The organism is Liquorilactobacillus sucicola DSM 21376 = JCM 15457, from assembly GCF_000612445.1.
GTDB lineage: Bacteria > Bacillota > Bacilli > Lactobacillales > Lactobacillaceae > Liquorilactobacillus > Liquorilactobacillus sucicola.
The window spans coordinates 297,131-318,211 of record NZ_BALC01000002.1 but is presented as its reverse complement, the minus strand read 5'-3'; the positions used below and the strand labels follow the sequence as shown (position 1 = coordinate 318,211).

17 protein-coding genes and 2 pseudogenes are annotated in these 21,081 nt (G+C 41.4%); 6 read left to right on the top strand and 13 right to left on the bottom strand.

Annotated elements, in window-relative coordinates:
- The first annotated feature begins 3 nt into the window (after nucleotides 1-3).
- Nucleotides 4-2,375: pseudogene (locus JCM15457_RS04750) on the top strand (transglycosylase domain-containing protein).
- A gap of 429 nt (nucleotides 2,376-2,804) precedes the next feature.
- On the opposite strand, the gene nth reads toward JCM15457_RS04750, so the two are convergent.
- The 7 genes from nth to JCM15457_RS12350 all read right to left on the bottom strand — a co-directional run bounded on the left by nth (nucleotide 2,805) and on the right by JCM15457_RS12350 (nucleotide 10,203).
- Nucleotides 2,805-3,446 carry an endonuclease III gene (nth, locus tag JCM15457_RS04745; protein WP_034988161.1) on the bottom strand — a complete coding sequence of 214 codons (642 nt, stop codon included), beginning with the start codon at nucleotides 3,444-3,446 and terminating at the stop codon, nucleotides 2,805-2,807.
- Entirely contained in the window at nucleotides 3,446-4,177 is a 732-nt protein-coding gene (locus JCM15457_RS04740) for a DnaD domain protein (protein ID WP_034988159.1), read from the bottom strand. Before JCM15457_RS04740 ends, nth begins: the two co-directional genes overlap by 1 nt.
- Before the next feature lie 87 nt (nucleotides 4,178-4,264).
- The gene (gene asnS, locus JCM15457_RS04735) at nucleotides 4,265-5,566 is read right to left on the bottom strand and encodes an asparagine--tRNA ligase (RefSeq protein WP_034988157.1); all 1,302 of its coding nucleotides are present in this window, start codon (nucleotides 5,564-5,566) and stop codon (nucleotides 4,265-4,267) included.
- A gap of 12 nt (nucleotides 5,567-5,578) precedes the next feature.
- Nucleotides 5,579-6,760 (bottom strand): pyridoxal phosphate-dependent aminotransferase, encoded by a 1,182-nt coding sequence (locus JCM15457_RS04730; protein WP_034988156.1) that lies wholly within the window; start codon nucleotides 6,758-6,760, stop codon nucleotides 5,579-5,581.
- Nucleotides 6,761-6,779: 19 nt separating this feature from the next.
- On the bottom strand, nucleotides 6,780-7,277 hold the full coding sequence (locus tag JCM15457_RS04725; RefSeq protein WP_034988153.1) for a cell wall elongation regulator TseB-like domain-containing protein: 498 nt from the start codon (nucleotides 7,275-7,277) through the stop codon (nucleotides 6,780-6,782).
- 89 nt (nucleotides 7,278-7,366) lie between these two features.
- Complete coding sequence (locus tag JCM15457_RS12355) at nucleotides 7,367-8,926, bottom strand: ATP-dependent DNA helicase (RefSeq protein ID WP_235725569.1); 1,560 nt, start codon at nucleotides 8,924-8,926, stop codon at nucleotides 7,367-7,369.
- A gap of 68 nt (nucleotides 8,927-8,994) precedes the next feature.
- A complete protein-coding gene (locus JCM15457_RS12350) occupies nucleotides 8,995-10,203 on the bottom strand; it encodes an exonuclease domain-containing protein (RefSeq protein WP_235725567.1) in 1,209 nt (402 codons plus the stop codon).
- A gap of 243 nt (nucleotides 10,204-10,446) precedes the next feature.
- Here JCM15457_RS12350 and mvk point away from each other — a divergent pair, with 243 nt between their 5' ends.
- From mvk to fni, 4 genes are read left to right on the top strand one after another with little or no spacing between them, the layout of a single operon-like run.
- Nucleotides 10,447-11,445: a mevalonate kinase gene (gene mvk / locus JCM15457_RS04715; protein WP_420836011.1), complete on the top strand. Its 999-nt coding sequence runs from the start codon at nucleotides 10,447-10,449 to the stop codon at nucleotides 11,443-11,445.
- Nucleotides 11,408-12,385: a diphosphomevalonate decarboxylase gene (gene mvaD, locus JCM15457_RS04710; RefSeq protein ID WP_034988151.1), complete on the top strand. Its 978-nt coding sequence runs from the start codon at nucleotides 11,408-11,410 to the stop codon at nucleotides 12,383-12,385. Before mvk ends, mvaD begins: the two co-directional genes overlap by 38 nt.
- Before the next feature lie 34 nt (nucleotides 12,386-12,419).
- Nucleotides 12,420-13,493 (top strand): phosphomevalonate kinase, encoded by a 1,074-nt coding sequence (locus JCM15457_RS04705; RefSeq protein ID WP_034988150.1) that lies wholly within the window; start codon nucleotides 12,420-12,422, stop codon nucleotides 13,491-13,493.
- A 24-nt stretch (nucleotides 13,494-13,517) separates the two neighbouring features.
- Nucleotides 13,518-14,567: a type 2 isopentenyl-diphosphate Delta-isomerase gene (fni, locus tag JCM15457_RS04700; protein WP_034988147.1), complete on the top strand. Its 1,050-nt coding sequence runs from the start codon at nucleotides 13,518-13,520 to the stop codon at nucleotides 14,565-14,567.
- Between the two features lie 258 nt (nucleotides 14,568-14,825).
- Here the strand turns inward: fni and JCM15457_RS04695 are convergent, their stop codons facing one another.
- From JCM15457_RS04695 to JCM15457_RS04680, 4 genes are read right to left on the bottom strand one after another with little or no spacing between them, the layout of a single operon-like run.
- Nucleotides 14,826-16,217 carry an RsmB/NOP family class I SAM-dependent RNA methyltransferase gene (locus tag JCM15457_RS04695; RefSeq protein ID WP_034988145.1) on the bottom strand — a complete coding sequence of 464 codons (1,392 nt, stop codon included), beginning with the start codon at nucleotides 16,215-16,217 and terminating at the stop codon, nucleotides 14,826-14,828.
- Nucleotides 16,218-16,221: 4 nt separating this feature from the next.
- Nucleotides 16,222-17,202: an ABC transporter permease gene (locus JCM15457_RS04690; RefSeq protein ID WP_034988141.1), complete on the bottom strand. Its 981-nt coding sequence runs from the start codon at nucleotides 17,200-17,202 to the stop codon at nucleotides 16,222-16,224.
- A 25-nt stretch (nucleotides 17,203-17,227) separates the two neighbouring features.
- Nucleotides 17,228-17,551: a metal-sulfur cluster assembly factor gene (locus JCM15457_RS04685; protein WP_034988139.1), complete on the bottom strand. Its 324-nt coding sequence runs from the start codon at nucleotides 17,549-17,551 to the stop codon at nucleotides 17,228-17,230.
- A gap of 31 nt (nucleotides 17,552-17,582) precedes the next feature.
- On the bottom strand, nucleotides 17,583-18,338 hold the full coding sequence (locus tag JCM15457_RS04680) for an alpha/beta fold hydrolase (protein ID WP_034988136.1): 756 nt from the start codon (nucleotides 18,336-18,338) through the stop codon (nucleotides 17,583-17,585).
- 120 nt (nucleotides 18,339-18,458) lie between these two features.
- Here JCM15457_RS04680 and JCM15457_RS04675 point away from each other — a divergent pair, with 120 nt between their 5' ends.
- Nucleotides 18,459-19,271, top strand: a complete 813-nt coding sequence (locus JCM15457_RS04675) for a Cof-type HAD-IIB family hydrolase (RefSeq protein WP_034988133.1) — start codon at nucleotides 18,459-18,461, stop codon at nucleotides 19,269-19,271.
- A gap of 113 nt (nucleotides 19,272-19,384) precedes the next feature.
- Here the strand turns inward: JCM15457_RS04675 and lysA are convergent, their stop codons facing one another.
- Nucleotides 19,385-20,689, bottom strand: a complete 1,305-nt coding sequence (gene lysA, locus JCM15457_RS04670) for a diaminopimelate decarboxylase (protein WP_034988131.1) — start codon at nucleotides 20,687-20,689, stop codon at nucleotides 19,385-19,387.
- Nucleotides 20,690-20,772: 83 nt separating this feature from the next.
- A pseudogene (gene thmT, locus JCM15457_RS04665) lies at nucleotides 20,773-20,964 on the bottom strand (2-hydroxymuconate tautomerase); the annotation flags it as partial.
- Between the last annotated feature and the right edge of the window lie 117 nt (nucleotides 20,965-21,081).

Sequence of the window (21,081 nt, the reverse complement as noted above, 5' to 3'; positions counted from 1 at the left end):
TTCATGAGTAATCAAGATCCTAAATATTCACGCGTTGCGCAGAATAAAAAGAGCGCTCAAAAGAAACGTCGTCCAATCAAACCTGAGGAAGGTAAATTCAAGAAGTATTTCAAACGTTTTATTATCACCCTGATACTCTTCTTGGAAATTGCTATTGCTGCAGGTGCGACCGCATTTTTCATATATGCCAAAAATGCTCCTGCCTTAACTGATTCTAAGTTATCAAGCGCAGGTTCAACCATTATCTATGATGCAAACGATAAGAAGATTACATCGTTAGGGACTCAAAACCGCCAACGGGTCGAGAGTCAAGATGTTCCGCAACAATTGAAGGATGCAATTGTTTCAATAGAGGATCGCCGCTTCTACAAACATCACGGGGTCGATCCTGTTCGAATCATAGGTGCCGCTCTTTCAAATATTAAAAGTCCTTCCGAAGGGCTGCAAGGCGGCAGTACCTTAGATCAGCAGCTTATAAAACTATCTTTTTACTCAACTAAACGTTCCGACCAAACCTTTAAACGAAAAGCTCAAGAGGCATGGCTGGCACTTAAGCTTGACAACACTTACAGTAAAGACCAAATACTTAATTTCTACATTAACAAGGTCTTTATGGGTTATGGAACTTTCGGCATGCAAACTGCGGCACATTACTATTATGGCAAACCCTTAAACAAACTCTCTTTGGGTCAAACAGCCATGATAGCCGGAATTCCTAACGCACCTTCTGACTACAATCCATACTCCAATCCTCAGCTTGCTGCGCAGCGAAGAAATGAAGTTCTTTCTGCAATGGTAGCTAATAAAAAAATCAGCTCTGCGCAAGCAGCACAAGCCGAGAACGAGGATGTAAAAAATGGCTTGGTCACCACTCACCAGAGCCAGCAGACATCACAAAAAGCCAAAATCGCTGATGCATACATTAAAGAGGTCATTAATGACGCCAAGAAAAAGGGTTATGATCCATACAAAGATTCATTGAAGATATATACAAATATCGATATGAAAACCCAAGAACACTTATATGATCTGGCTAATTCAAACAGTGCGATCGCCTACCCTGATGACAAGCTTCAGGTGGCATCAACGGTTGTCAATCCCAACAACGGTAAAGTTGTCGCGATGATTGGCGGACGTAAAACCGGTGATGTTACTTATGGGCTGAATCGGGCTGTGCAGACTGATAGAACAAACGGATCAACTGCTAAGCCTTTAATGGACTATGGTCCTGCGATTGAGTATCTCAGTTGGGCAACCTACCATCATATAAAAGACACACCATATGTCTATCCAGGTTCAAACATTTCACTTTACGATTTTGACCGCAGTTACAAGGGTTCTATGACGATGCGCAATGCGATTATTCAATCGCGGAATATCCCCGCTATTAGAGCCTTGGAAGCGGTAGGAATAACTAAAGCACAAAACTTCATCAGTAAATTAGGCTTTAATTATTCTAAAACACTCGAATTCCAAAACGGAATTGGGCTACCATCTTCTACACTGCAGAATGCAGCCGCTTATGCAGCCTTTGCCAATGGTGGAACTTATTACAAGCCAAGTTATATTAACAGTATTGAAACAAATGACGGTGAGATCAAAAATTATTCTGGAAGCGGCAAACAGGTTATGCAGTCTTCAACAGCATATATGCTCACTGATATGATGAAAGATGTCGTCACAAACAGTTCAGGAACTGGTCGTTTTGCTAATATCAGTGGGCTATACCAAGCAGGAAAAACCGGAACTAACAGTTATCCTTCAGATATTGCATCTAAGTTCCCGAATTCTGCAGATATGGACTCTTGGTTCAACGGCTACACGAAACACTATTCAATTTCTGTTTGGGTAGGTTACGACCATCCCTATGAAGCAAACAACTATTTAGATACGGCATCTTCTCGAATAGCTTCTTACTTCTATAAATACGCAATGGAAGATGTTTCTCAGGGTAAAACTAATACCGATTGGGAACGGCCAAGCAATGTTCTTACTAAGACTGTCAATGGTGTTCGTGAACTCTACCTTGCTGCTCGCCAGAATCAGTAGCTGGTGATAGTTCATCTTCGAAGAAAAGCTCAAAATCTTCGTCAGACAGCATTAGTTCACTAATGTCAAGCTCGTCGTTCTTCAGTGATAGTTCATCTGAAGATAGTTCGTCCAGCGAAGAAAGCAGCAGCTCATCATCGTCATCCGAGACAAGCAGCAGCTCGTCATCGTCGTCTGAACAGCCATCGTCATCCGAACCATCGTCGTCTACTTCTTCAACAAGTTCTGAGGAACATTCATCGTCATCAAATAACCCGTCCTCGTCTAATAATCAACAGACAAGTGACAGTGGGAATAATAATGGCGGCAATAATAACAATCAGTAGTAACAGCTGCTGTGTAAAAGAACAAGGAGAAACAAATCAGTTGAGAATTGAAAACGGCGTAAAAGAATTTGTAATCTATCGCATCGCACTACTAGACAAACTTAGATGAAACTTGGCAACAGACTGTCGATAAAGCATCGCCACACCTGTTGTCTAGGGAAGACAATGAGGATATTTTGGATACTAAAGGAGCTGTGCCAAAAGTTAAATTTTGGCACAGCTCCTCTTTTATTACGTATAAATGTATTCCATAAGTCAAAATTCTCCGTCTAACTTCGAATTACTCATAGCAAAGTACTCGCTATGAGTAATTTCGAGTTAGTACTCAAATTTCCCCAACTTTGAAGTGCCTTACAAAACTTGGACATGCAAATCAAGTTTTGTAAGGCACTTCGTGTTGGGCTTTGTTGCTACACTTCCATTCCTCACTCACATGACCCTTTTTTGGCCTTCAGCACACAGTGCCAGCAACGGGCATTCTTGACAAAGAGGACTACGCGCCATACATTGATACCTTCCCCAAAAAATCATACAATGGTGTGCTTTTATCCATAGTTCTTCAGGCAACTTCTTCATCAATGTTTTTTCTATCGTGAGTACATCGGCCTTTTGTGGAACAATACGCAGCCGCTTAGAAACACGAGTCACATGTGTATCTACAGCAATCGCCGGGATATTAAAACATTCTGCAAGCACGACATCCGCAGTTTTACGTCCGACTCCGGAGAGCTGCATCAACTCTGTTCGCGTTCGTGGTACCTGGCCATTGAATTTGGCTGCAATGTCTGTTGCACAAGCAATTAGATATTTTCCCTTATTCCGATACAGACCGATTGACTTAATAAATGGAATGACATCTTCCAGCTTAGCTGCTGCTAGCGTTTCAGGTGTAGGATAAGCAGCAAACAAACGCGGTGTCAATAAATTAACTGCTTTATCCGTAGTCTGCGCACTTAAGATAACAGCCAAGAGAAAATGAAAATCGGTATCCGCTTCAAGTGAGGTTCGTGCGTCTGGAAACTTTTCACTCATAATTTTAATTGCCTTGACAGTATCTTTGCTGCTTAACATCACTCATCATCCCCATTCTGTGAAGAATCTGACCAGTGATACAGAGGAATGTCAGGTTTGTCACCTCTACGTTGATTTTGTTTATTATTGGAAAAATCAATTTGTTTGCGCTGCCGCATTTTTTGCTTTTCGCGCTGGACATCCTGTGCTGTTTTGATATGTTGCCTTTCCCAACTCAATAGTACTCGATCAATGTACTTCAAACTGTAAGCTTGGTTTAAAACTGCTTCACGCAGTGCCAACAGAATAAGCCCCGGGTCGTAATGATCTTCACCGAGCCATAGATTGATCGTTTCCAATTCGATCGGCGACAATGACCTACCAAATTCAACCTCGATGCTGCTAAAAACTTTATCGCGGCTAACTTTATTTTCCGCATCAAATTTTACTTCTTCTCTTTGTTGTTCTTTTGTCAGCATTTTTTCAAGCAGCAGATCAAAACGATAGACATCATGTTTTTTTCCGTCCTCATCTGAAATAGTCTTAATTTCCATTAATTTCTTTTCAATCAGACGGTGAAGCATCTGGTAAACCTCAGCCGCACTCTTCCCCATTTTATCCGCTATTTTTTCAATAGCAGGAAACGGTTCACCTTTCTGAATAAAACTATCTATCTGCAGATACAGGACAAACTCACTGTCGTCCATTCCTAAAGAATGGTAATTATGCAAAATCAGATTTGAAATCGTCATCTGACCTTCCTGCAAATATGTTTGAAATATTTTATCCATTTTTGCTCCCATCCTTTTTAAATTAAAAAACAACTATAAAAAAGCAGCCAAGATAAGATTTTACCCTAACCACTTTTCAATCCTTCATTATGGATAAATGCGATTCAATAAACGTGGGAACGGAATCGCTTCACGAATATGATCCTCACCTGTAATCCATGTAACTGCGCGTTCTAATCCAAGACCAAAGCCTGAATGTGGTACACTTCCATAACGGCGTAAATCAAGATACCATTGATAATCAGCCTTATCAAGTCCAGCTTTTTCAATCTGTGCTTCCAGATAAGCGGGATCAGTTGCCCTTTCAGAACCGCCGATGATTTCACCATACCCTTCTGGCGCAAGAAGGTCGGCACAAATAACAACATCTTCTCGAGTCGGGTGTGGTTTCATATAAAACGGTTTAATAGCTTTAGGGTAATTCAGAACAAACACTGGTTTGCTGAAATGTTCTGCCAGATATGTTTCTTCAGGAGATCCAAAATCTTTACCCCATTTAACATCAGGAAAGTCTCCTGCCTTTTGCAGCAATTCAATTGCCTCATCATATGAAATACGCGGATAAGGAAGTTCTGTATAACGCTGTAGTACCTGTGGATCGCGTCCTAAAAGCTTCAACTCATACTGACAGTTGTCCAAAACATTCTGGACAAGAAAAGCAATATAGCGTTCTTGAATCTCCAGGCTCTCTTCCTGGTGCATAAAGGCCATTTCTGGTTCGATCATCCAAAACTCGATCAAATGTCTCCTTGTCTTAGACTTTTCAGCCCTAAAAGTCGGACCAAACGAGAATACTTTGCCATAAGCCATCGCACCTGCTTCCTCGTACAACTGACCTGATTGAGATAAATAAGCATCCCTATCAAAATACTCTGTATGGAAAAGCTCTGTCGTTCCCTCTGGTGCAGAGCCAGTCAATATGGGTGCATCGAACTTAACAAAACCTTCCTTGTGGAAAAATTCGTATGTAGCTCTGATTATTTCACTGCGAATCTTCATGATGGCAAATTGCCGCTTTGAACGCAGCCATAAGTGACGGTGATCCATCAAGAAGTCTGTTCCATGTTCTTTGGGTGCAATGGGGTAGTCCTTACTTGTGCCAACTGGTTCAATAGCTTCGATCTCGATCTCATACCCGAAATGCGAACGGGTATCTTCGTGAATGGTCCCAGTCACATACATACTTTCTTCTTGTCTAACTTCTTTTGCTAACGCAAAAGTTTCTGCTGTAACGTTGTTTTTCACAACAACTCCCTGAAAGAATGCCGTTCCATCACGTAATTGTAAAAAAGCAATCTTCCCGCTGGAGCGTTTGTTTGTTAACCAAACACCAATTTTGACTTTTTCATTAACATGTTTCTTAGCATCAATAATACTGATCGTTTCCAAAAACGCAGCCTCCTACATATGTTTTTCAATAAATTTCCTTATTCTTTTTAAAGCTTCATTCAAACTGTCCAAGTCAGTGGCATAGCTAAGACGGATGTGCTCAGGCATGCCGAATGCAGCACCAGCTACGACTGCCACATGTGCTTCTTCCAGCAATGCTGCAGCAAAATCTTCAGTTGATGAAAAGCCTGTCAACTTAACCGTTTCAGCAACATTTGGGAAAAGATAAAACGCCCCTTCAGGTTTATTCACAAGCTTCACACCGGGTAAAGATACAAGCTGCGGATAGATAATGTTCAGCCGTTTCTCAAATTGCACACGCATTTTTTCAACCACTTCTTGATCGCCTGTCAATGCTTCTAAAGCCGCATACTGACTAACCGCTGCTAAATTACTGGTCGCATGGCTGATAACAACATTCATCTTTTGAATAACTTCTCGTGGTGCAACCGTATAGCCGACACGCCACCCTGTCATAGCGTAGGCTTTCGATAAACCACTTACTAGAATTGTTTGGTCTTTGATCTCAGGACTTAGTCCAATCAATGAGACGAACTCATGTCCATTATAGACAAGTTTGCCATACATATCATCTGCAATCAAAATGACATCATTTTTAACTGCCCACTCGCCAATTCGTAATAGTTCATCACGTGTATAAATCAGCCCTGATGGATTCTGAGGCGAGTTAATGATAACTGCTCGGGTTTTATTGCTTCGTGCCTCTTCTAGTTCGTCGACTGTCACCTTAGTACCGTCATCCGGCATAACAAAGACTGGCTTTCCTCCCGCCAGTTTAACCTGCTCACCGTAACTGACCCAATATGGCAAAGGAATCAAAACTTCGTCTTGCTCATCGAGCAGGGTCTGTGCAAGAACATACAAGGAAAACTTGCCCCCAACAGTAACTGCAACCTGATCAGTGCTGTATTCAACAGCAAAATCTTTACGCAGTCGGTCACAAATAGCCTGTTTCAGCTCAATAATCCCAGTTGCCGGTGTGTAAAAATCGGATTTTCCTGTCTTGATGGCATCAATGGCTGCTTGCTTGATCTTAGATGGCGTATTAAAATCCGGTTCCCCGACACCAAGGTTGATGACGTCAATTCCATTGGCAGTCATTTTCTTAGCTTTTGCTGAAAGAGCTAATGTTGCTGACGGTTGAACCTGCATAACTCTGCTTGCTATTTTCATCTTTCACACCCTCGTTATCTTAGATATTTTGAATTGTTTTGACCATTGAACCATTTTTAAATGATATCAAGTCGTAGCACAAGCGATTATACTTGTTAAGATATGTTACTTCCCATACCGGTTTTCTGTGCCACATACCTAATGCAACCTTAGTTATTTTTCTTGGCTGATGTGCCTTCTGAACAACCGACCGTGCTTGCCTCTCATTGACGCCTTTGTCATGAGAATAAATATTTATTTGGCCACCCTTTTGTGCAATAACCACATAAACACTTTGACCAGCAGTATTTTGACCATCAACTGTAAAATAAGTTTTCTGCCGATTATACCAGTAAAAGTTCTTCACAGTCCTTACCTTAGCATATTTTTTTGCTAAGGCTGTTGCTTCTGCTTGGGCCTCTCTTTTAGGAGCTGTCAGCTGTCTATAAATAATAAAAGTTCCAAATGCAACAATAATCACCGTTACCAGGATCATTATTTTTTTCAGATTGTTGCGATAATGTTTTGTTCTTTTCATAGACCCCTCTCATCTCTTTTATGACTATTGCAAGGAAACTATATGTCCGCTTTATTATAGCAATAATCAAAATTTTTTTGAAGTCACGGTCATCTTTTTTCCCAAAAATTCAACAATTGTTTCCTGATTTCGTCAGATTTAATTATTTTGAGCGGCATAGTTGTCGGAAACACTTTCTTCATCTGCTCACCGTATGTTTTTGTAACAACTCGACTATCCAATAGAATCACTACTCCGCGATCCGTTGGAGTTCGAATAAGACGTCCTAGGCCTTGTTTCAGCCGCATCATTGCTTCAGGCAGGGCTATATTTTGAAACGGATCCTGCCCTTCAAGAGATAATTTGTGATACTTAACACGGTTGATCAAGGTATTCGGAGCTTGAAATGGCAGACGTGTAATCACCAGTAGTTCCAGCCGATCCTTAGGAAGATCGACACCTTCCCAAAAGGTTCCTGCTCCCAGCAAGACAGCGTCCTTAGATAGCCTAAAGTGCTTCATAATCTTGGCATTACTGCCCGTTATCCCCTGTGCTAAAATTTCACGTTGTAATGTTACACCAGCATCGCTCAGAAGCTGGTAAATCTTTTCAATCATTGCTAGAGAATTAAACAGTATTAACGTCTGACGATTACTGTTTAGTACAATATTCTTCAATGTCTCTGCCAAGTAAGCAACATACTCATTCAAATCGTATGTAACATCTGGTGCGTCGGCTGCTATCAATGCTAATGACTGCTCATGGTAATCAAATGCACCTGGTAATTGCACGACTTTAGTATCATGCGGCAGATCAAGCTGATCAAGCGTGTATTCCGTATCATCCGGCAGAAGCAGACTTGCCCCTACAAAAAGAACGTGTTGAAAATGTTCGTAGATATAAGGTCGCAAAAAATTAGTTACTCGCAGTAAACCGAATTGAAGCCTCAAGTGTGCATTAGGATGATCTAACGGAAGTGAAAGCCAAACGACAGTCTCATCTTCCTGCTTTTCAAGATCATCCAATCTCAGACGCAACCAGCGTTGCCGACAAGCAACTAGTTTACGTAAAAGTTCAAAGAACTCATTCAAAAAAAGGATTGCTTTTTTGTCTAAGCGGTCTGCACTTTTGAATTGCTCAAAGCGTTGCAGCAGCTTTTGATACTCTTGGTCGATGTTTGCAAAGGCCTTTGTAACGTAGCTGATACTGCCATAATTTTCTTTAATGAACCCCCTGAGTCTTTTTACGGGCACAATGCTTTCAAAGAACTCCTGCTTTATGCTGTTTTTAGGGACAAACCGCTGGATCAGTTTATTCCTGAGTTCAGGGATTCGCTGATCAATAAGGCGGATATTACCCGCTATCTCACGATTTTCTGCATTTGTCAAAAACTGCTGTTCCTCCAGTTGAGCAAATGCGAATGAAATCCGTGATGCAATTTTAACCAGAAGTGAATCACAAAGTATTTTCAACTCGTCAAAATCAATTTCAGCACGATTGGTTGCGAGAGCCCTGCTTGAGAGATGCTGAGCTTCATCGATAATCAAGTTATTGCGCGAGCCACTTAATATTTCAACATGGTTCAACAAATATGAATGATTCGTGATCAGGAGATCTGCATTGGCTTGATAAGTACGCTGTCGCCGAACAAAATCATAATCATGAAACACACTGCCGGGTTCGAGGCTCTCAAGCCCGTGGTGCCTTATTTCATCAAATAACGGATTCTGATACTTTGTCAGATGCAGTCAGAAAGATCACCAGTTTTGGTAATCGTCAGCCACACTAGCAGGCGCAATTGCAATAAACGCGTTTGTTTACCTTGCGGTTGATGCAAAGACCAGCTGAATTTCTCCAAATCAATATAATGTTGACTTCCCTTTAGAACTGCTGCGGTTATTTCGAAGGGCAAAATCTGCTGTAAGAGCGGCAAAACCTGTTCCTGCATTTGGGTCTGTAAAACTGTCGTAGCCGTACTGATAACAACTGTTCCACCAGCATTTGCTGTGTAGGCAGCAGGGATCAGATAACCCAATGTTTTGCCCAAACCAGTTGGTGCTTCAAGAACTAGACGTGACTTATCTTTTTCTTGAAACAAACTGTGAACATAATCCATCATTTCTATTTGCGCCGGACGCCATTCAAGTACATTAGCAAACAGTTGTTTTTTAGCTGCTTCATCCCTAGGGTATCTGCCCTCTTGTTGCGCTCTTGCAGTTAGTTCAAACCGACGCAAAACGATACCGCCGATTTCTTGAAGATGTGCCGGCAAGGTATTAGGCATATGCCTCCGCTTTGTCAATGACTCCTTAAAGCACAACCTTGTCTGCATTAACAAACTATTCTGAAAAGACGCAATCAATTCAAGACAACGAAGCGGCAGATTGTTAATCCTTTTCAACAAAAAAATAAGTAATTGGGCAGTTGCATCTGCATCGCTGTCTGCGTGATGCGGGTGCAAATGACTTAAGTTAAGATACTCACTCAAATAACTCAACTTAAAACTCGGTAAAGTCGGCAGGAGTATCTGGCTCAACTGGACTGTGTCTATTCCTTGCAATTCGCACGGTGGATAGCCTACACGTTCCAATTCTGCATTTAGAAAACGGTAATCAAAATTTATATTATGTGCTACAAACGTCGTTCCTTGCAGCAAAGCAAAGATCGTTCCAGCCACATCCTCAAACAAGGGAGCCTTTTTTACATCTTTGTTCGTGATTCCGGTTAAATGCTGCACTTCTTTTGGAATTGGCATCAAAGGATTAACCATCGTGTTGAAGTGATTAATTATTTGCCCGTTTTTAACAAAGACACAGCTGAACTGAATCATTCGATTCGTGCCATCTATACTAGTACCAGTTGTTTCAATATCGACAACTGCATACGTGGTTGCCAAGCTCATTGTTCCACCGACTTTCTTAGCATAATCTACTCGCCATTTTAGCACATATCCACTCGTTTAAGCGGTCTAAATTAAAATCTATTAATCAAGCCGCACTGGATTAGATTATCGCTTATAATCTTATTCAATATTTAAAGTTTTTAAGGATTGTTATATTGTCAGAATGTTGATAAATATGTATAATCTTATTTGTTTGTAAATCAGACTATATTTAGAATAATTTAAAGATCTTTGTAGTATGATGTTAGTGGTGATAACTATACAAGGTAGAAAGGAAGCTTTGATTTGGTGAAAGTTATGCGTTCCGGAAACGGAGTCAGCCATGCCAAGATCATCCTGATTGGGGAGCACGCAGTCGTTTACGGTCAACCAGCGATTGCACTGCCCCTATCTAAAGTAAAGACTAGAGTACATATAGAAGAAACAAATAATGGCAAACAAATATTGCATAGCCGTTACTTTGATGGTGAGCTTCTGCATGCCCCTACGTCCTTAGCTGGGATGAAACATCTGATTGAACATATCTTGGATGAACACTCGCTGACAGCCAGTTCGTTTAACATGACAATTAAGAGTGATCTTCCGGCTGAAAGAGGAATGGGTTCTTCAGCTGCAACAGCTGTTGCCGTCATTAGGGCTCTTTACGACTACTTTGAATTGCATCTCAGTCCGGCTAAACTTCTACGGCTTGCTAATATAGCTGAAAAAATCATTCATGGTAATCCAAGTGGACTGGATGCTGCCACTTCTGCTAGTTCGCACCCGATCTGGATGGTTAAAAACAAAGAGCTTTATACATTACCAATCAATATAAATGCATCTCTTCTGATTTGTGACAGTGGCATAAAGGGTCGTACTGGAGAAGCAGTTGCAAGTGTAAAAAAGCGGCTCGAACTTGATCAGCATGCAACTCAGACATTACTTAATAAACTAGGAAAGCTAGCATTTGCTGCGCGTGAGCAAATTGCTCACGATGATCCAACTGGTTTAGGAGAAACTTTTAATACTGCCCAAGAACAGCTTGCTGCCCTTGGCGTCAGCAACAAACAGCTTGACACGCTTATTGAAACCAGCCTTTCACTCGGGGCATTAGGCAGCAAGTTGACTGGCGGTGGTCGCGGAGGATGCTTTATTTCCTTAATGAAAGATCAAGAAGAAGCTGAAAGACTTGCACAACAATTAAGAATAAAGGGTGTTACCGAAACATGGATTCAACCATTAGGAAACGCTTCTGAGGAGGAAAAAGCTAATGCTTTCAAAAGCATTCACGGCCCGCGCCCATACTAATATTGCATTGATCAAATATTGGGGCAAAAAAGACCAAGAATTGATCCTTCCGATGAACAGCAGTTTGTCATTGACACTGGATCACTTTTACACTGATACCGAAGTATACTTCGATCAGGCTTTAAAACAAGATGTTTTTTACTTAAACGAAGAAAAACAAAACGTTTCAAAAGTCACGCAATTTATGAACATTGTGCGCAGGCAAGCTGGTTTGAAGGTGTTTGCGCACATCAGCTCTACCAATCATGTTCCAACGATGGCTGGTTTGGCTTCATCAGCTTCAGCATACGCTGCTTTAGCAATGGCCGCCAGCCAAGCAGCCGGTTTACAGTTATCACGTAGAGACCTTTCCCGTCTTGCACGGCGAGGTTCTGGTTCGGCTTGCCGCTCAATATATGGCGGTTTCGTTGAATGGCAACGTGGACATGACGATCAAAGTTCGTTTGCATCGCCAATCGAGGAAAATACGAACTGGAACATTTGTATGATCGCCGTCGTAATTGATAAAGCAAGGAAGAAAATCTCTAGCCGCCTAGGAATGCAACGTGTCGTTGAAACCTCGCCTTTCTACACTGCTTGGATGAAAAGCACTGAACGAGACCTTGCAGCTATAAAAGAGGCTATAAAAAAACGAGATCTGAAAAAGGTGGGAACAATTGCTGAAGAAAATGCAATGAAGATGCACGCCCTTAACATGAGTGCTCACCCGCACTTCAGCTATTTTGAACCTGCAAGCATCGCGGTAATGCACCTAGTAGAATTGTTGCGTTCGGAGGGTATTTGTTGTTATTATACATTGGACGCAGGTCCGAACGTAAAAATATTATGTTCTGTTGAAGACAGTACTCGAATCTTAGATAGACTTGCAGCTAGATTTGATAAGGAACAGTTGCTAGTTGCACGCCCGGGTCCGGGTGTGCACTTGATTAATAAAAAATAAACTTATACTTAATTCGTTGAAGGGGCATGATTTTTTGATTACGGTCAAAGCACCAGGAAAACTTTATATTGCAGGTGAGTACGCAGTTGTTGAAACTGGCTTCCCAGCAATCCTTGTGGCACTTAATCAGTTTGTAACAGTCACGGTCAAAGAGAGCAATGACTACGGATCAATCTATTCGCAGCAATACCAAGAAAACTCGCTTTTATGGAAACGTGAAGGTAATCATATGGTTTTTGACAACCGTGACAATCCATTCCACTATATTCTCTCTGCCATTAAGCTGACTGAGGCTTACGCACAGGAAATAGGCAAAAAGATGAAGTGCTACCACTTAAGAATTGACAGCGATTTGGACAGTCCTGATGGGAAAAAATACGGTTTGGGCAGTTCTGCAGCGGTCACAGTTGCAACAGTCAAGGCTTTGTGCCGGTTCTATGGGCTTCCAATGACCAAAAGTCGCCTTTTTAAACTCTCCGCAATCGCTCACCTAGATATTCAAGGAAACGGCTCTCTGGGCGATATTGCAGCGAGTGTGTACGGTGGATGGATCGCATATAACTCTTTTGATCGCACTTGGTTAAAAAAGGCGCGTCATCAATATTCTCTGACAGAGCTGATCGAGTTAAAGTGGCCGCAATTGAAAGTTGAATTATTGACACCACCTAAAGAACTTTCTTTGGTGATCGGCTGGACTGGGTCCCCCGCGTCAACATCTCACTTAGTGGATGCTGTTGGGCTTAAAAAAGCTGAACGCATCAAAAGCTATCAAAAATTTCTAAGTGAAAGCCGCGAGTGTTTGAAACGTATGATCAAGGGCTTTCAAACAAAGAGTTTTGAAGTAATAAAAAAAGAAATCCGTTATAATCGAAAATTATTGCAGTCGTTAGGTGAACTAAGCGATGTTCAGATTGAGACCCCCCTTTTGCGTTTGTTGTGTGAAACTGCGGAAAAACTAAATGGTGCATCTAAGACTTCTGGTGCTGGTGGTGGGGACTGCGGGATCGTCTTGATCGACAATTCTGTAAATATCCAACAACTTTTAGACGGTTGGAAAAAAATTGGGATCGAACCACTTGATCTTCATGTACACCGCGTTAATGACTAATAAATCGAAAGGAAGGATGAGCCGATGAATCCACATTCGCACCGAAAAGATGAGCACGTTTTTATTGCTGAAAAACTTTATGAAGCGCAAAGTCGGAACGGATTGGAACAAATCAAGCTTTTTCCGAATAACCTTCCTGAAATTGCGTGGAACGAAGTTGACATGACTACTACATTAGCTGGAATAAGAATTCCGGCTCCTTTTTTTATCAATGCTATGTCCGGTGGTAGTCCGGCAACAGCCAAGTTAAATGAAAAATTAGCAATTGCCGCTGCTGCAACAGGTATCCCGATGGCTACTGGTTCAGAGAGTATCGGTCTAAAACTTCCAGAAGTAGAATCCAGTTTCAGTATTGTCAGACAGACAATTCCTAACGGAATCGTCTTAGGAAATTTAGGTGCCGATCACGATTTTAAAGATGCTAAACGAGCGGTTGCACTGCTCAAAGCTGATATCCTTGAAATTCATCTTAATGCTGCGCAAGAGATTGTTATGCCTGAGGGCGATCGCAACCTTAAATGGCGTAAGAATTTAAAGGAAATTACTTCTAAAATGAATGTCCCCATCCTCGTTAAGGAAGTCGGGTTCGGCATCAGTCCGCGTTCACTACATCAGCTTGAACATTTAGGAATCAAGTATGTCGATCTTTCTGGCCGTGGCGGGACTAACTTTGCTAAAATTGAAAATCAACGAAGACATGCTAAAGATTTTTCGCTGCTTGATAACTTCGGTCTCACAACTGCAGAAACGCTGATAGCTAGCCGGCCTTTTCAAGGAAAGTTCTCCTTTACAGCTTCTGGCGGAATAAGAGACGCATTGGATATTATCAAATGTCTTGTCCTTGGGGCAGACAACGTCGGTATTTCAGGTTTATTCTTACACACAGTGCTCAAAAAAAACAGCGCTGGTCTGATCGACCTGATTGAGCAGTTGAAACACCAGGTGCAAGCGCTGATGGTTTTGCTTGGTTGTCATACTATTGCTGAACTAAGGCACGCTGCTTTTACTCTAGGACCTGAGCTATATGCTTTTCAAAAACAACTACAAGATCAGCAAAAAGAGAAGGAAATGTGACTGCCGTGGACGGAAATTTTTGACTTAGAAAATACTTTTATATGAAATAAATCGAAGAAGCTAGGTTAAAATGAGGAATAGGGGGCTGTGCCAAAAGTTAAATTTGGCACAGCCCCCTATTCCGTATAAACGTGTTGCATGGTTTAAAGTTCTTTGCCTAGTTTCCGCATCACTATTGCAACTCTTTTACCATACTCAAAATTTATCAACTAACTCAATGAATATTTTGTAGCCTGTATTACTACATTTTAATATGCTTTATTTCCTTAAAACCGGATGAAGTCGGAGTCCCTTAGGAAAGAAATTCTTAACTGTGCCATTTACCAATTTTCCAAAACTGAATCCCTTGTTCTCACAACACAACAAGTACCAGCCATTCACAAGATCTGCTTTGCTATAAGCAATCGTATTGCCTTGAACATAGCTTTCCCATTGCTCGTGATCAAAGTACAGCACACGCGCTGCTTGCTGTGTTTTTAAATACAAGGCTAAGGCGTAACTTGGTTCAAATCTTTTTTTCTTAAAAATTCCCAGTTCCAAGCCAGGTCGAACGAAGCGCATATCGTCCAAGTCTGGACTATCATCAGGACTCCAATACAAGCGTTCCCCCCAACATCTCAACGCAGACACAGGAATCACATCATCGCCAGTGAGCACATCGTGTGCGAAAGACGCCCATAATACGCGTTCGCTGCTTGTCGGTTTTCTAAAAACATGCTGCTTAATCTTTTTCTTTCGTTTGGGTTTTCTTTGTTCTCGTGGGCGCTGATCTTGGAGTTTCGCAATGAAATGCCCTTCCCCCTTGAAATGATGCGGAAATAACCGAACGGTGCCTGACAGCTGCTGATTATTATCTGCCAGTTGTGGCATACCAGAATCCATTCCACGCCATTTTTTTAAAGGTACAACAGAAAAACATTCGTACTGCTGCAGCAACCACGCGATAATCTGCTCATCTTCTTCAGGTGCAAAAGTGCACGTTGAATAAATCAGCTGTCCCCCGTGACGCAGCATTTTGACAGCATCTGCAAGGATTTTGCGTTGTCGCTGCGCACACTCAGCTGGATAATCCGGGTGCCAATATTCAACCGCTTGCGGGTTTTTGCGGAACATTCCTTCCCCAGAGCAAGGAGCATCAACTAAAATCTTGTCGAAAAAACCCGGTAATTTTTCAGCCAACGTATGCGGGTCCTCATTCAAAACAACAACATTTGAAGCACCTACACGCTCAATGTTTTCAGACAAAATAGCTGCTCGTTTACGATCTATTTCATTTGCAACCAAAAGCCCCTGGCCTGCAAGTTTAGCCGCAACTTGAGTCGCCTTCCCGCCTGGGGCTGCACATAAATCAAGCACTCGTTCGCCCGGAGCTATTTCTGCTGCTTCTCCCACATACATTGCACTTGGTTCTTGGCTATAGACGTACCCAGCCTGATGTTCCAATGAACGGCCAGAAACTGCACCATAATATCCCGTGGGAACATACGCGATTGGATGTGCCAAATCAAGTGCAACTGCACGCGGATTTTCTTTCAATGTATTTAATCTAAAACCCTTGTTAACTTCTCCAGCTAAACTTGCAAAGAAAGCTGGCGCCTCGTCCCCTAATATCTTTTGATATTTAGAAACAAAACCTTCTGGTAAATCCATCTAATTAGTCCCCTTTACCTAACTTTTCCGTTTGTTTCTTTAACATTGCAACATATAAGCAATTGATTAAGAGATATACTACGATGTTAAAAACAAAAATGATAACATACGTCGTAATATCAAAAACCAGCAGCCCAGCTATAATTCCAAAAACAATTCCTAGTGCATTGAACAAAGCAAAAGACTGCCATTCATCAAATATAAACTTCTTAACATCCTTCTTCAAAAAAACGGCTTCCAGATAATGTTTGCGCACAGGCAGCAAGCATATAAAAACACCGCTGAAAAAGGCTAGTGCCACTAAGGCAAGTCCCAACAATTCCTCCCAATGAGCCACAGCCCATGAGTCTTGTTGAATCAAAAAATGCTTATGATTGATATAACGGATGTCTGAAGCATTCAAAAGATTCTTGAGCGTTTTTTTATTCAAAGACCGCTTGCCATCGATCACAATTCTGAAATCATTGGCCAGCATACTGGAACGCTGCTTCTCATTCAGTGAGATAAAAATCTGTTTATCGAGGTCCGAGCCACGATGATTCCCCATCACTCCAAGAACCGGAATATATCTGTTATCAATTTTTAAGTAACTCTGGTCCTTAGGTGTATACAATTTTTTTTCAAAACTTTGCCCGACAACGGCAACATCTACTTGAGATTGAAAGTCAGCTGCGGCAAAAAAATTGCCTTTCACCAACGGCGGAACTGAAAAGTTACCTATTCCATAAAAATATGTGATATTTTTACGTTTCTTATCCTGATAGTGTACCTGAATATCATCTGTCTTAGATGAATTTTGTAATTTGTTATCAAGCTGTTCAATTGTCATCCTATCTTTTAACGTGATTGCATACGCATCCTCGGAAAGATTATGATTATTGAGTTTGATCGTTAGATTTCGCTCTTGGATCTTAAAAAAAAGCATCACACTGAGAAAAGCCAGTAACGCTGCGGAGAGTACCAGCCATAAGTTTTTCTTTACCACAGTATTCGTCCCCTAACTGGTCAATCTAGTGAATGCCGAGCGCCATCTTGGCATATCTTGTCATCTTGTCAATTGACCAAGCAGGTTCCCAGACAAATTTGACATCTACTTTTTCTATCTCTGGAACAGAAACAAGTGCGCGGTCTACCATATCAGCCAGAACATCTGTCAAGGGACAGCCCATTGTAGTCAAGGTCATCTTGATCTCACATAATCCAGCCTCATTTAAATTTATTTCATAAACGAGCCCTAAGTTAACAATATCGACCCCCAATTCCGGATCGATCACATCTTCTAATTTTTCAAGTATTTCGTTTTTGATCGTTTCTTGATCTCTTTGCTCTTCCATCGGAAATCCTCCTGAATAAGTCTCTTAGAAACTATGCCAGATATTCAGCAAATTTATCTGCCATTTCAACTGTTGTTTCATATGATACCTTATGTGTTCCGCCTTTGGTAGTAGTAAATGTCACATTTTCAGCGTATGAGTGATTTTTGATCTGCTCGAAAAACTTCTTAGTTGGTGCGTATGGTACAGTTGCATCATCCGTCCCGTGCCAGAAATGAACCGGACGCGAAGCAATTTTTTGTGGGTTTAACGAAAGATCGATCACTTCCAAATCTTTGATCTGCTTTTCGACATAAGCAGGATCGATATCTTCAATACCAGGTATTGCATGCAATAATCCATGCGCAAAGGAACATGGAGCCGGAGAGCCCATCAAGCAGACGGCTGCCGTAATCTGCGGATAAGCACGCAGCAGTGCACAAGTTGTAATTCCTCCCATCGAAAGCCCACTAACACCAATCTTTTCGTCCTCAATGCCGATTGTTTCATGATAATATGCAAGCAATTGCGGAAATTCCTTAATAGAATTAGCAATTATTTTCCAGAATTCGAGTTTATGTTCTGAAGCTTTGCCTGCGACTAAACGATCTCCATGATAAAGTGCATCCGGCAAGACTACTCTGAAGCCTCGCCTAGCTATTTCATAACCTTGTGTCAATACTTTTTCCTTGCATCCTGTCCAACCATGATAAAAAAAGACTAGCGGCAACACATTCTCTGCCTTATCAGACTCTACAAGCTCAAGTACAGGAATTTCCCCTATTTTTTTCGTAGTAATTGTAATCATGCTGTCGCCCCCATAATAGTATGGTAACATTATACAACGACAGTGAAGCCAAACTCTAGTAAATAAGTTGTTTTTATGGTATCTTAAACCCTATGAATCTTGTTTATGAGGTGAACTAATGTGCAACAGAAATTAATAGCATTGGATCTAGATGGAACCACATTGAATGAACAATCAGTAATCAGTGAAAAAACAAAAAGGATCTTGCGTAAAGCAAGTCAAGCAGGACATATTGTTTCGATTGTCACTGGGCGTCCCTATCGTATCTCCAAGCACATCTATGATGACCTGAATATCAAAACTCCTATGATTAATTTCAATGGTGGTCTTGGTCATATCCCACACCAAACTTGGGACAAAGAATATCAAAAAACATTTTCACGCGAAATTGCGTTCGATTTGCTGAAAAACATGAAGACTTTTGGAATCAAACTGATGGCAGCTGAAAAAAAATCGATGATGTTGGCCAATAATCCGCATGCACTTGTTGATGATTTCTTTCCTGTACCGCTCAACTCAAGTCAGATCCTAAATCAACAGAATCTGAAAACAGACCCGACTTCACTAACGATGCTGGTCGATGACCAGAAAAAAGACGCCATCATCCGTCATCTGGACCAAGTTTACGGTTCAAGCGTTGAGGTAGGTGTTTGGGGCGGTATTAATCCCATTCTTGAACTTGAACCCAAGGGTGTTAATAAAGCCGAGGGCATCAAGTATCTTGCTGATAACTACAAGATCGACCGCAGCAATATTATTGCCTTTGGAGATGAACATAATGATCGTGAGATGATCGATTATGCTGGTTGGGGCGTTGTAATGAGCAATGGTACCGCTGATTTAAAAGGCATCGCTAATGATATTACTGCCAAAGATAACACACAAGATGGTTTAGCTGATTACCTAGCAGATTATTTAAAATTAGCTGAGTAATATCTTGCCCAGTTAAGATTTTTATAATTATAAAAAACAGCTTAAGTTCAAGACTGGTTGTCTTCTGGACTTAAGCTGTTTTTGCTTTGAAAATTGCATATTGCAGTAACAAATTACATCCCCAAATCGCAGTTCAGCATATCATCATAGGTTTCGCGTCTGATAATCAACTGATCTGTTCCATTCTCACAAAAGACGACTGCTGGTCGCGGATTGCGATTATAGTTGCTGGCCATCGTATAGCCATAAGCACCAGTTGAAGGAATTGCCAGAATATCCCCTGGGTGGGTAATCGGCAATGACGCATCCTGCACAAGAATGTCACCAGATTCACAGTACTTACCCACAATCGTAACTATCTGCTCCTGCAGTGCCTTAGGTTTATTCGCCAGCATTGCCTCGTACTTTGCCTGATATAAAGCCGGACGAATATTATCGCCCATTCCCCCGTCAACAGCGACAAAATGGCAGACTCCCTCAACATCTTTACGTGATCCAACTGTATAAAGAGTAGCAGCAGCTTCACCTGCCAAAGAACGGCCTGGCTCGATCCAAATTGCAGGCAGCTTCAAGCCATAAGCATTGATTTTCTCTTTAACAGCCGTAATGATTTTCGCCGCAAAAACCTCTGGTGGCAATGGCTGATCCTGCTCCGTATAACGCGTTCCAAACCCACCGCCCAAGTTGAGTACCTCGGCCTCAAAAGAATACTTCTCATACCATTCGTGTAACAAAGAAACCATTTTTTCAACAGCCATCACAAAACCCTTAGCAGAGAAAATTTGTGATCCAATATGGCAATGAACGCCCTTAACATTCATCCGCGGATTTTCAATAAGTTGTTTGAGTGCTTTCTCCGCCTGTCCGCTGTGAACATCAAAACCAAATTTTGAGTTTTCCTGGCCTGTTGAGATATACTTGTGTGTTTCAGCTTCAATTCCAGGCGCAACACGCAAAACAACGGCAATCGAAGATTTTTTAGCACGCAAAATATTATCCAAAAACTCGATCTCTTGAAAATTATCAACCACAATACAACCTATCTTGGCATCAACAGCCATCTCCAATTCAGCGGGCAGTTTATTATTGCCATGAAACTCGATACGTTCCGGTGGCATACCACCTTTTAATGCAGTATAAAGTTCTCCTCCAGAAACCACATCACAGCCAAGGCCCTCTTGGGCAACCAATTGGTACATTGCCATCGCTGAAAAGGCCTTACTGGCATAAACAACACGGTAAGGGACGTTGGCCTCAATGAAAGCCTGTTTGAAGTGTTTTATCTTGGATTTTATTTTGGAAACATCGTACGCAATTAGAGGAGTTCCGTATTTTTTAGCCAGTTTAAGTGTATCAACCCCGCCAATTGCTAAATGCCCAGCTTGATTAATTTCAAATGAATCTGATAAATTTGCCAACTTCAAACATCCTCTCTCATCTCTAAACAATTTAAATAACAAAAAAAGCCAGGTTTCATTCCCCAGCTTAAAATCGAAAACAACTACTTCTCGTCACTCTTAAGAACGCCACCTACACTATAGCGATTCTTTTGCATTTCACTCAGAATAACGTGGACATGTTCAGCTGGTGCCCCTGTATTTTTAGAAACAGCTTCCGTAACATCTTCCACTAAGTGTTTAAGTTGTTCTTGCGAGCGTCCCGCAATCAGATCAATATGCACAATCGGCATTTTCTTGCTCCTTTTCCCAAGTCAGCACTATTTTCGGACATCCACTGGCTTAAATTACTCTATGTATATTAAACCAGATATATGATTATAAAGCAATTAAAAATCCAACAATTAATTTGA